12 protein-coding genes are annotated in these 11,879 nt (G+C 71.0%); 3 read left to right on the top strand and 9 right to left on the bottom strand.

The annotated features are described in order from the left end of the window. A partial coding sequence (locus E1281_RS30490; protein ID WP_207943572.1) for an SRPBCC family protein occupies positions 1 to 595 on the top strand: 595 nt, incomplete at its 5' end. 35 nt (positions 596 to 630) lie between these two features. Here the strand turns inward: E1281_RS30490 and E1281_RS30485 are convergent. Continuing rightward, positions 631 to 939: a muconolactone Delta-isomerase family protein gene (locus tag E1281_RS30485; RefSeq protein ID WP_131883177.1), complete on the bottom strand. Its 309-nt coding sequence runs from the start codon at positions 937 to 939 to the stop codon at positions 631 to 633. 196 nt (positions 940 to 1,135) lie between these two features. Between E1281_RS30485 and rfbB the strand changes: the two genes are divergently transcribed. Further along, complete coding sequence (rfbB, locus tag E1281_RS30480) at positions 1,136 to 2,122, top strand: dTDP-glucose 4,6-dehydratase (protein ID WP_131883176.1); 987 nt, start codon at positions 1,136 to 1,138, stop codon at positions 2,120 to 2,122. Continuing rightward, positions 2,119 to 2,982 (top strand): dTDP-4-dehydrorhamnose reductase, encoded by an 864-nt coding sequence (gene rfbD, locus E1281_RS30475; RefSeq protein WP_131883175.1) that lies wholly within the window; start codon positions 2,119 to 2,121, stop codon positions 2,980 to 2,982. Before rfbB ends, rfbD begins: the two co-directional genes overlap by 4 nt. Before the next feature lie 4 nt (positions 2,983 to 2,986). On the opposite strand, the gene E1281_RS30470 is transcribed toward rfbD, so the two are convergent. From E1281_RS30470 to E1281_RS30435, 8 genes are all read right to left on the bottom strand, one after another. Further along, positions 2,987 to 4,297: an activator-dependent family glycosyltransferase gene (locus E1281_RS30470; protein WP_131883174.1), complete on the bottom strand. Its 1,311-nt coding sequence runs from the start codon at positions 4,295 to 4,297 to the stop codon at positions 2,987 to 2,989. Positions 4,298 to 4,310: 13 nt separating this feature from the next. Beyond that, the gene (locus E1281_RS30465; protein ID WP_131883173.1) at positions 4,311 to 5,576 is read right to left on the bottom strand and encodes a class I SAM-dependent methyltransferase; all 1,266 of its coding nucleotides are present in this window, start codon (positions 5,574 to 5,576) and stop codon (positions 4,311 to 4,313) included. A 35-nt stretch (positions 5,577 to 5,611) separates the two neighbouring features. Further along, positions 5,612 to 6,910, bottom strand: a complete 1,299-nt coding sequence (locus E1281_RS30460; RefSeq protein ID WP_131883172.1) for a P450-derived glycosyltransferase activator — start codon at positions 6,908 to 6,910, stop codon at positions 5,612 to 5,614. A gap of 34 nt (positions 6,911 to 6,944) precedes the next feature. Further along, complete coding sequence (locus E1281_RS30455; protein WP_131883171.1) at positions 6,945 to 8,432, bottom strand: NDP-hexose 2,3-dehydratase family protein; 1,488 nt, start codon at positions 8,430 to 8,432, stop codon at positions 6,945 to 6,947. Beyond that, entirely contained in the window at positions 8,429 to 9,370 is a 942-nt protein-coding gene (locus tag E1281_RS30450) for an NAD(P)-dependent oxidoreductase (protein WP_131883170.1), read from the bottom strand. Before E1281_RS30450 ends, E1281_RS30455 begins: the two co-directional genes overlap by 4 nt. A 79-nt stretch (positions 9,371 to 9,449) precedes the next feature. Then, entirely contained in the window at positions 9,450 to 10,061 is a 612-nt protein-coding gene (locus tag E1281_RS30445) for a dTDP-4-dehydrorhamnose 3,5-epimerase family protein (protein ID WP_131883169.1), read from the bottom strand. 11 nt (positions 10,062 to 10,072) lie between these two features. After that, a complete protein-coding gene (locus E1281_RS30440) occupies positions 10,073 to 11,344 on the bottom strand; it encodes an activator-dependent family glycosyltransferase (RefSeq protein ID WP_131883168.1) in 1,272 nt (423 codons plus the stop codon). 26 nt (positions 11,345 to 11,370) lie between these two features. After that, the coding region (locus E1281_RS30435) for a nucleotide disphospho-sugar-binding domain-containing protein (protein WP_347813322.1) at positions 11,371 to 11,879 on the bottom strand (509 nt) is incomplete at its 5' end.

Here is an 11,879-nt window from a genome sequence, read left to right as displayed (position 1 = left end):
GGCCAATTATCGGTTGGGGGAGATGGTGCAGGTCGGTTCCTGGGTGGAGGAGTGGGGGGTGAACTGGAAGCTCGCGGTGGAGAACGCCCACGAGAACTACCACGTGATGGGCTTCCACCCGAACACGGTCGCGCTGATCACACCGCCCGGCGCCGACATGGAGGTGCGGGACTGCTCCCCCTCGGTGGTCCGCCTGCGCAGCCCCTTCAGGGAACCGGTGGACTCCCCCTTCGTGCCGCTCACCGACGAGCAGAAATCGCTGATGTACAACTACATCGTCTTCCCGTCCGCCAGCGTGGCCACCTTCGGCGACCAGATCATCTGGATCAGCTTCATCCCGCTGGCGATCGACCGGACCCAGGTGCGCGGCGGGGTCCTGATGCCGCCCGCCATGCTGGACGGCGCGGACGTGGACGAGCTCCGCAAGGAGAGCGAGGAAAGCGCCGCCGTGGTCAACGACGAGGATCGGCGGGGGCTGGAGCAGGTCCAGCGGTCGGTCGGGTCGCGCTTCGCCACCCGCGGCCACCTCAGCCCCAAGGAACCCGGCGTGCGGGCCTTCCACCGCAATCTCGCGCGGGCCCTGCTCACCGAGTGAGGGGCCGAGGTGCCCCGTCGCCTCGGCGCGGCGTCTCAGTCGCCCTCTGCCTTCCTTTCGAAGGCCACCGGATCGAAGCCGCCGGGTTCGGCGAGCGGTATGACCTCGAAACGCAGGTGGGGGCTGACCGGATTGCCGTACAACAGGGCCAGCAGTTCCTCGTGCGAAGCGACATCGTAGATGAGCAGTCCACCCGAAGCGCCGACGCGGACCCAGTTGTGCTTGATGACGCCCTTGTCGACCAGGCCCCCGGTGTAGGCGAAGCCCTCGGGCAGCCTCCGGCGGAACTCGTCCGCGCTGATCCCGGATGGTGCCTGCGTCGCGAGAACGGCGAAAAGCGCCATTCCTTCCTCCTCCTCGAAAAGACCGCCTGAGACTCCGTTCGTCCTGGAGCCCGCGCCGGAAACGATCGCGAAGTCCGGTCGTCGCCTCTTCGAGTCCCGTTGGAACGCGCGGACCGCGGGCCCAACGGTCCTCAACCCGCCCTCTAATCCGCCGCCGCATTCTCTGAGGGCACAGGCTGCCGACAAAGGGGTCCCGTTGAATCTCCTCGTGACCGGTGCGGCCGGATTCATCGGCTCCGCCTACGTTCGCATGCTCCTGGCCGGCGGTGCCGGCCGCCCCGACATCACCGTGCTGGACAAGCTCACCTACGCGGGACAGCTACGCAATCTGGACATCGACCACCCGGGACTGCGGTTCGTCCACGGCGACATCTGCGACGCCGACCTGGTCGGCAAGCTGATGGCCGAGGCCGACCAGATCGTGCACTTCGCCGCCGAGTCCCATGTGGACCGCTCGATCGAGGGCTCGGACGAGTTCGTCGTCACGAACGTGCTGGGCACCCAGACGCTGCTGGACGCCGCGCTGCGGCACGATGTGGGGCCGTTCGTCCACGTCTCGACCGACGAGGTCTACGGCTCCACCGACACCGGCTCCTGGCGGGAGGACGAGCCGCTCAGCCCCAACTCCCCCTATTCCGCCTCGAAGGCCTCCTCCGACCTGCTCGCCCTCGCCTACCACCGGACGTTCGGGCTCGACGTGCGGATCACCCGGTGCTCCAACAACTACGGGCCGCGCCAGTTCCCCGAGAAGATCATCCCCCTCTTCATCACGAACCTGCTCGACGGGCGCACGGTCCCGCTCTACGGCGACGGGCTGAACGTCCGCGAATGGGTGCACGTCGAGGACCACTGCCGCGGTGTCGAACTGGTGCGTACCGGCGGGCGCACGGGCGAGATCTACCACCTCGGGGGCGGGACCGAGCTGACCAACCGGGAGCTGACCGAGCGGCTGCTCACGGCCTGTGGCGCCGACTGGTCCAGCGTCCGGCACATACCCGACCGCAAGGGCCATGACCGGCGCTACTCGCTCGACGACGGCAAGGCGCGCCGCGAGCTCGGCTACCGTCCGCGCCAGGAGTTCCCGCGCGGCCTGGCGGAGACGGTCGCCTGGTACCGCGGGAACCGGGACTGGTGGGAGCCGCTCAGGCGGCATCCCGCCGCGCCCCCGGTGTCCACGCGATGAGATGGCTGGTCACCGGCGCCGGTGGAATGCTCGGCCGGGACGTGGCCGCTCGGCTCACGGCGGAGGCCGCCCGCCGCGGCGACCACGTCGTCGCCCTCACCCGCGCCGAGCTGGACATCACCGAACCCGGCGCCGTGCGCTCGGCCGTCGCCGAGCACGGCCCCGACATCGTGGTCAACTGCGCCGCCTACACCGCGGTCGACGACGCCGAGGCGGACGAGGAGACGGCGCTGCTGGTCAACCGCGACGGTCCGCGCCATCTCGCCGAGGCGTGCGCCGCGCATCACGCCCGGCTCGTGCACATCTCCACCGACTACGTCTTCAGCGGCGAGGCACGCCTCCCCTACTCCGAGGACCATCCTCCCGCGCCCACGACCGCCTACGGCCGCAGCAAGCTGGCGGGGGAACGGGCGGTGGCCGCCCGGTTGCCGGGCTCGGCGGCCATCGTGCGGACGGCCTGGCTCTACGGTGCCCACGGACGCAGTTTCGTACGCACGATGATCGAGCTGCAGGCACGGCGGGACACCGTCGAGGTGGTCGCCGACCAGCACGGCCAGCCCACCTGGTCCGCCGACGTCGCCGCGCGCGTGGTCGCGCTCGCCCGGCAGCCGGACGCGTGCGGCATCTTCCACGCGACCAACTCCGGCGAGGCGACCTGGTACGAGCTGGCCAGGGAGGTCTTCTCGCTCGTCGGCGCCGATCCCGACCGGGTCCGCCCGACGACCACCGAGGCGTTCGGCGGCCCGGCTCCCCGCCCCGCCTACACCGTGCTGGGGCACGGACGGTGGGAGCGGCTCGGCGCCGGGCCGCTCCGGCCGTGGCGCAGCGCGCTGCGCCGGGCGCTGCCGCTGCTGCGCTGACCGGCTACGACCGGTGCGCGGCGGTCAGCCTCTCCAGCGACGGGACGACCTCACGCGGGACGGGCGTGCTCAGCGACTCGGCCCGCAGCCGGGCCGCGTTCCGCGCGAAGCGCGGCTCCTTCAGCACCCGTGCCAGCATCTCCCGCACCTCCTCCGCGGACGACCGGCCGGTTTCCGGCGCGTGGAGTCCGGCACCGGCCTCGTGGAGGAGCCGCGCCCTGGGCATGCTGTCCCACAGGTCGCTCGGGAGGACGACCTGCGGAACGCCATGGGCCAGTGCGGTCTGCCAGGTTCCGAAACCGCCGTGGTGAACGACGGCCGCGCAGGTGGGGAGCAGCTCGTTCATCGGCACGAAGTCGACGGTGCGGACGTTGTCCGGCAGCGCGGCCACCCCGGCGAGCTGGTCGGCGTTCAACGTGGCCACCACCTCCACGTCCAGGTCGGCCATGGCCTCCAGCAGCTCACCGGCCGACGTCTGGTCCCCGCCGAGGATCTCGCGGAAGGAGAAGCCCAGCGTCAGGCACACCCGGGGGCGTTCGGGCGGCTCGCGCAACCAGTCGGGGACGGCCGCCATGCCGTTGTAGGGCACGTGGCGGACCGAGACCACGTGGTGGCCCGTGGCGAGCCGCATCACGGGGGGCACGGGATCGATGGTCCACTGCCCGGCGACCACGTCCTCGTCGAAGGCGAAGCCGTACCGCCCGAGGATCGGGGACAGCCACTCCTCCAGCGGGTCCTCACGCAGTTCCGGCGGCCGCCGGGCCAGCGACCGGAGGTAGCGCTGCCGGATCCCGCCCACCAGGTCCAGGCTGTACTGGAACCGGGCGTGGGCGGCACCGCACACGCGCGCCGCCACCGGGGCCGCGAACACGACGGGATCCCAGATCACCAGGTCCGGCCGCCAGCCGCGGGCGAACTCGACCAGCTCGTCGACCATGTCCGGGGTGAAGATCTCCCGGAAGACCGACGACGTCCAGGCGGAGAACACGCCGTGCATGTAGTCGTAGGTCAGCCATGCCGGCCTCAGTTCACCGAGGTCCAGCACCTGGCGCCACTGGTGCCAGGGGAAGGGGTCCTCCGCGTGTGCGCGCTCCTCCTGCTCCCTCAGCTCCGCGAGCTGCTCGGGGGTCAGCCAGTCGGGCTCCGCCGGCTCACCGATCGGCACGGCGGTCAGCCCGGCGCGCGTGATGTCGTCGGCCAGGTCGGCCTGCGCCGCCACCCTGACCTCGTGGCCGGCGGCCCGGAGCGCCCACGCCAGCGGGACCAGGTTGTACAGGTGGGCCTTCACGGCCAGCGTCGTGAACAGGACTCGCATCAGCGGGCGCCGTTCATGCCGAGCCGTCCGAGACGATCGAGGGCTTGGGGATCGGCAGGATGAACCTGCCGCCCGCCCTCAGGAAGGACGCCTCCTTGCGGATGATCTCGTCGGCGTAGTTCCAGGCGAGCAGCAGGAAGTAGTCGGGCGGATGCACCCGCGCGTACTCGGGGGTGCGCACCGGGACGTGGGTACCCGGGAGCACCTTGTCCTGCTTGAGATCGGTCGTGTCGCTGCAGTAGTCCAAGTGCTCCGGGCCGAGCCCGCAGACGTTGAGGATCGTGTTGCCCTTCGCCGAGGCCCCGTATCCGGCGATGCGCTTCCCGTCGGCCACCAGCCGCTGGATGAGCGCGGGCAGCTCCTCCCTGATATGGCCGACGTTCTTCGCGAAGACGCGGTAGGCGGAGTCCTCGAAGAGGCCGGTGCGCTCCTCCAGGGACGACAGCTCAGCGACGGCCGGGCGGACCTGCCACGGTCCCTGCGGATGTCCGACGAAGGCCAGGATCGAGCCGCCGTGGACCGAAAGCCGTTCGACGTCGAACAGCCGCAGGCCGTGCCGTTCGAACAGGGTGCCCAGGGTCCGGACCAGGAAATAGGACAGATGCTCGTGGTAGATGGTGTCGAAGGCGACGCGTTCCAGCAGCTCCAGCGCGTACGGCACCTCGATGGCGAAGACACCGTCCGGGGCCAGCAGCCCCCGGACGCCGTCGACGACCCCGGCCAGATCGTCGATGTGCGCGAAGACATGGCGGCCCAGGACCAGGCGGGCCGGCCCGTGCTCCTCCCTGATCGTCTCGGCGACGCCCGCGGAGAAGAACTCCGGCAGCGTCGGGACGCCGTTCCCGTTGGCGACGGCCGCCAGGTTGCGCGCCGGGTCGACGCCCAGCGTGCGCGTCCCGGCCTCCCGGAACGCCAGCAGTTGCGTGCCGGTGTTACTGCCGATCTCCACCACGAGGTCGTCCTCGCCGATCGCGAACCGCCGCACGCAGGTCTCGGCGACGTACCGCATGTGCCGCGTGATGGTCTCGGAGTCGGAGGTGACGTAGGGATAGGTGCGGTAGAGGACCTCGGGGTCGACGATCCGGGTCACGCTCATCAGCCGGCAGGAGCGGCACGAGATGACGCCGAGGGGATAGTACGGCTCGTCGTCGTACGATCCGGCCGGGTCGAGGAAGCCGTTGGCCAGGGGCACGGGGCCGAAGGAGACGACGTCCTGCCAGTCGCCTCCTCCGCAGACCCGGCAGGCGACGACCTTCCGTGCCCTGTCGCTGACGTCCATGGGCGCACCTTTCTCTGGGAGGACGGAGCGGCCGGTCATCCGGCGGCGACGGGGAACCGCAGCACCGCCGAGGTGACCGGGGACCGGAGCCGGTGGAGCACGGCATCGGTCCGCCGGATCTCGGGTGCCTCTGCCGCGAGCGTCTGCACCGCGACGACCGCCTGCAGCCGGGCGAGCGGGGCGAGGATCCCGCCGTGGAGCCCCTCGTGAAGCGCGAGCGGAGCCGGCCCCCGGCGCCCGAGGTCGAAGCGGTCCGGGTCGGTGTGGACCGCCGGGTCGCGGCCGGTCGCCTCCGCCACCACGACCACTTCGCCGCCGGCCTCGATCCGCTGCCCGGCCAGTTCGACGTCCTCCTGCGCGAAGAGCCGCGCCAGTCTCACCGGAGGGGCGTACCGCAGCGTCTCCTCGACCGCCGCGGCCGCCAGTCCGGGCTCGGTGCGCAGCGCCTTCCACTGGTCGGCGTGGTCGAGCAGCGACGACATCGTGGTGCAGACCAGGTTCGCGGCGATCTCGACGCCCGTGACCGCGAGCAGCATGGAGACCGCGAGCGCGTCGGGCCCCGGCGCGTCCCCGCCCGCGAACGCCTCCAGCAGCGCCGCGAGCACATCGTCGTGCGGCTCCCGGCGCCTGGCCTCGACGGCCTCGGCCATCAGGTCGTGGAGTCCGGAAAGGGACGCCGTGAGCGTGCGGGCCACATGCAGCTGCGGCGGGCACATCGTGGCGTCGAGCGCCCCCGCGGCCCCGGCGGACAGTTCGGCGAACTCGCGGCGACGGCCGGGCGCGACGCCGAGCAGCTCGGCGACCACGGTCGCCGCGCACGGGCGGGCCAGATCGTCCATCAGGTCGAAACGCTCGCCGGCGGCCGCCACGCCCTGCTCGTACACGCGCGTGATCTCGGGACGAAGCCGTTCCAGAGCGGCCGCACCGATCACGGGCTCGACAGCCCGCCTCAGGCGCTCGTAGTCGGAGCGACGCAGGTCCAGGTACGCCTCATCGAGTGGCAGGACGTCGTTCAGCGTGGGCAGTTCCCAGGGCATGGCCTCCTCCCCCTCGGTGGGCGCCGGGGGGTCGTCGGCACCGGGCCGCCGCGGGCTCAGCAGCGGGTGGTCGAGAGCCGCCAGTCCGGTCTCGTAAGCGGCCGTGACCCACGCCTCCGCATGGCTCCAGTAGAGGGCGCCGCGTTCCCGCATCCGGTGTCCGAGCCCGTGCGGATCGTCGCTGCCCACCCGCAGCAACAGCGCGTAGGGGTCGTTCTTGGTGCCGATGATCCATTGGACCCCGCGAAGTGTCAGCAGGATGCCGCCCAATTCGCTGTCGGTCATGCTCTCTGCCATGCCGGTAAATTAGGCGTCCCGGTTCGAGCTTTACTCAAATCCCGCTACACCGGGAATTGCTCCGCGCGGAGAGGCTGTGCAGGCAGGCCACCAGGCTGCGGGCCTGGATGTTCACATAGTGGCTGTGCCGCAGGAGATCGACGAGCTGATGGACGGCCATCCAGCGGAAATCCGGGTGATCGAAGGTGGCGGCGGTGTCGGTCTCGACGATGAGATAGCGGTTTCGGGCGTGATAGAAACGCCCGCCCTCCTCGGAGAGAATGGTCTCGTAGCGAATCCGGTCCGGTCCGGCCGCCAGCACCTCGTCCAGGAAGCGCGGACGCGCCTCGGCGGGCAGCACGTCGTAGTTGGGCGGCGTGCACTGCACGGTCGGCGCGAGTTCGGCCACGTCCATGTAGCCCGCCTCGACGCGCACGTTCACCAGCGCATGGAGCACGTCGCCGATCTCCCTGACCAGGAACGCCACGACCCCCGTCCCATGCGATTCGATCATCGGCTGGGTCCACCGGCCGACCTCCCGGCCGCCGGCCTCGACACGCACCCCGATCACGTCGAAGAACCGGCCGGTCTCGTGCGAGATCCTGCCCCCGGCGGTGCGCCAACCCGGCAGCCCGTCGAGCGGCACCCGTCTCGCGCGCACATCGGTCCGCGTCCGGGCCTCGGTGATCCAGCTCAGGATCTCCTCCATGGTGTGCAGGCTCCCGGCCGCCCGGCCGCACGACCGCAGCAGGGCGGAACGGAACCGATCGCCTTCCGCGTCCGGCATCTCCTGCGGGTCGCGGTGGGCGAAGGGCAGGCACGACAGCACCGTCCGCGCGTCCATGTTGACGATGTCGTCGGCCGCGAGCAGCCGGTGGACCTGGCCGAGGGTGAGCCAGACGAAGCCGTCGAGGGGCTCGACGTCCTCCAGCACTTCCACGACCATGTTGCGGTTGCGCTTGCGATGGAACGCCGAACCCTGCTCGGACTGCCGCACGTCCGCGAGCACCCGCCGCGGGGACGAGGCGGCGCTGTGGTCGAAGTACCGCAGGTAGGGCACGGGCCTGCCGCCGTGCACGCGCGTGTAATTGCTGCGGGTGGCCTGCACCGTGGGGGACAGTTGCAGGCCGTTGCGATTGCCCGGCTCGACCTTGGCCTGCATCAGGCAGTGCAGCGTCCCGCCGAACTCCCTGACCAGGAGGCCGAGCACACCGATCTCCGGCTGGTTGATGATCGGCTGGCTCCACCGGGCGACCGGCCCGCGGGACATCCGTACGTCCAGGCCCTCCACGGTGAAGAACCGCCCGGTGTGGTGCCGGATGTTGCCGGTCTCGGGATCGCGCCGCCAGCCGTCGAGGTCCTCCAGCGGGATCCGTTCGACATGGGCGTAGGACCGCTCGCCGTAGCCGGCGAACCAGCTCCGGAAGTCGGCCAGGTCCGTGATCCCGCCGTCCCAGGCCCGCGCGGAATCGGCGATGCGCTGGGCGGTCGGCTCCCCGGTACCGGGCGAGAGCAGCCCGGGACGCGCGAAGACGTCGGTCATGAGAAGCTCCTAACGGCCGCGGACGACTCCCACATGTCGCGCATCGATTCGCGTAGGCCGATGGTGGGACTCCATCCCAGCGCCTCACCGGCGACCCGGATGTCGGCCAGGGTCCAGTCGCCGCCCCTGGACTCCACCTTCGCTTCCCGCTTTTCGATGGCGTCCGCGGGCAGACCCGCGCCTTCGAGGAGGAGCGCGAGCATCGTCCGGATCGAGACGGCCTCACCGCGCCCCAGGTTGATGACGCGGCCGACGACCGGGGCGTCGGCGGCCTGGACGACGGCGGCGGCGAGATCCCGCACGTCGAGGAAGTCCCGGCGGGCGTCGCCGACGCTCAGCTCGATGGCCCGCCCCGGCCCCGCCTCGCGCAGGCGGCGGACCACGGTGCCCAAGAAGCTCGCCGGCGCCACTCCGGGCCCGCAGACGTTGACCGAGCGCAGGACGACGGCATGCGCCCCGCCCGCCCGGGTGGCGTCGAGCAGGGCCCTCGAACCCGCCAGCTTGGTGCGGGCGTAGGGCGTGACGGGTTTGGGCTCGACGGATTCGTCGATGGGCGTGCCGGGGGGCACCGGACCGTACTCATGGATCGATCCCACCTGGACGATGCGGGGAGGCGCAGCCATCGAGGCCGTGCCCTCCAGCAGGTTCTCCACGAGGCGCACGTGGTGGTGCTCGTTGGCCTCTTCGGTGGCGAGCCAGCCGCCGGTGGCGTTGACCACGACCCGGACGTCCGCGGCCGTGAGGAGCTCGGCGATCTCCCGGGGCGCTGCGGTGGCGACGTCGAGCGGCTCGCAACCGCCGCCGTCGGGGCGCCGGGCACGGTCGCGCGCCACGGCGAGGACGGGGCGCCCCGCTTCGATGAAGGCGGCGCGGACGCTGCGGCCGACGCATCCGGTGGCGCCCAGGACGGCGACCGTCCCCGCCTCGCGCGATCTCATCGGCCCGGACGGGGAGCCGTGCCGGTCGGGCCACGGGCCGTACCGGTCGGGCCACGGGCCGGGCCGACCGGGCGGCGGGTCAGGCGCGCGGCGTGAAGAGGGCACGTTCGAGCTCCAGGCACTCGGCGTACTCGGGGAGCGTCCCGTCGGCCTCGACCTTGTCGAGGCCGGGCGCGGCGCTGTCCCGCTCCGACATGATCGGCTCGATGCCGTCCGGGACCGGCACGCCGAGCGCCGGGTCGAAGACCGACAGCGCGAGCTCGTTCTCCTTCACGTACTCGCCGGACAGCATGTACGACATCACGGTGTCGTCCTCCAGCGCCACGAAGGCGTGCGCCACGCCGACCGGGAAGTACACGGCCGCGAAGTCCACCTGGTCCAGCACCACGGCGTCGCAGCGGCCGAACGTCGGGGAGCCGGCGCGGATGTCGATGACGATGTCGAGGGCCTTCCCCCGCGCGCAGTAGACGTACTTGGCGATGCCGGGCGGCGTGCGCGTGAAGTGGGCGCCGCGGACGACGCCCCGCCGGGACCGGCTGTGGTTGGTCTGGGCGACCGGGAACAGCGGATGCCCGAGCGCCTCGCGGGCCGCCGCCTCCTGGAACGGCGACACGAATATCCCGCGGTCGTCGGTGAATGTCCGAGGGCGGAATTCGAACGCGCCCTCCACAGCGAGCTTTCGCGACTGCATGACGTCCGTCCTCAATGTTCGCGATGTTCGTCGGTCAGTTTCTCCAGCAGCGGCACGATGCCGGCCGGAGCCGGCGTGCCCAGCATCTCGGCGCGCAGGCCGGCCGCGCCCTCGGCGAACCGCGGCTCCTCCAGGACTCGGACGAGCATCCGGCGCAGCTCGTCGGCGGAGATCCCGTCGGCAGGAGCGCACAGGCCCGCGCCCGCGTCCTGGAGCCGCCGCCCCCTGGCCACCGTGTCCCACAACCCGTTGGGCAGGACGACCTGCGGGACCCCGTGGGCCTGGGCGGTCAGCGCCTGGCCGAACCCGCCCTGGTGGACGATCGCCGAGCAGGTCGGCAGCAGCTCGTTCATCGGGGCGAAGTCGACGACCCTGACGTTGTCCGGCACGCTGGACACGCCCGCCATCTGCTCGGCGTTGAAGGTCGCCACGACCTCCGCGTCCAGATCGGCCACCGCCTCCAGCAGCCGCGCGACCGAGACGCGGTCCCCGCCCATGAACTCCCGGAACGACAGACCGAGGGTCAGGCACACCCGGCGCCGCTTCGGCGGCTCCCGCAGCCATCCCTCGATCACGGACCGGCCGTTGTAGGGCACGTGGCGCACCGGAACGTAGGGATGCTCGACCGCCAGCCGCATCGACGAGGGAACCGGATCGATCGTCCACCGGCCCATGAAGGCGTCCTCGCCGTAGTCGCAGCCGTACTGCTCCAACGTCCAGCCGAGCCACTCCCGTACCGGGTCGTCGCGCAGTTCCGGCGGTCTGCCGTGGACGGCCTTCAGGTAGCCCTGGCGCATCCAGCCGAGCAGGTCGAGCCCGTAGAGCAGCCGGGCGTGGGCCGCGCCGCACGCCCGCGCCGCCACCGCACCCGCGAAGAACAGCGAGTCCCAGACGAGGAGATCGGGCCGCCAGGTGCGGGCGAAATCGACGATCTCGTCCACCGTCCGGACCGACGAGGCCAGCGGGAACGCGGTGGCCGTCATCGTGCTGAACCGCTCGTGCGTATGGTCGTAGGTCAGCTTCTCGGCGCGGAGTTCGTCCATTCTCATGAGGTCTTCCACTTCGGGAGCCCCATCGTCGGCGTGGTTGGCGGCCATCTTGCCCTCAAGGTCGAGGGGCTCGCCGACCGGAACGGCGGTGAGGCCGGTGTGCGTGATGTCGTCCACCAGATCCGGGCGGCTTGCCACGCGCACCTCGTGCCCCGCCGATCGCAGCGCCCACGCCACCGGCACCTGCGCATACAGATGCGCCTTGTAAGGAAGCGTGGCGAACAGTACCCGCACGTTCTCGCTCCTTCGATCCGGAGTGGTCAGTTTCGTGGACCGCGGTGTTCTTCGGTCAGTTTCTCCAGCACCGGGACGATGCCGGCCGGCGTGGGCATCCCCTGAATTTCATGACGCAGGCAGGCGGTACGTTCCGCGAAGGAGGGATCGTCGAGGACGCTTTCCAGCATTTCTCGAAGTTCCGCCGCGGTGATCCGGTCAGGTTCGGGCGCGTAAAGGGCCGCCCCTGCCCGCTGCAGTCCGCGTGCCATGGGCACGGTGTCCCAGAGCCCGTTGGGCAGGACGATCTGCGGCACGCCATGCGCGAGAGCCGTCTGAACCTGACCGAAACCACCCTGATGAACCACCGCCGAACACGACGGCAACAACTCATTCAACGAAACGAAATCAACAACCCGCACATTATCCGGAACACCCGACACCCCCGCCAACTGCTCCGCATTCAACGTCGCCACCACCTCCACATCCAAACCCCCCACCGCCTCCAACAAACACCCCACCGAAACACGATCCCCACCCAACACCTCACGAAAAG

This window comes from Actinomadura sp. KC345, assembly GCF_004348515.1.
Taxonomy (GTDB): Bacteria; Actinomycetota; Actinomycetes; order Streptosporangiales; family Streptosporangiaceae; genus Spirillospora.
The sequence above is the reverse complement of the archived record's forward strand: the minus strand, read 5'-3'. Positions and strand labels throughout refer to the sequence as shown.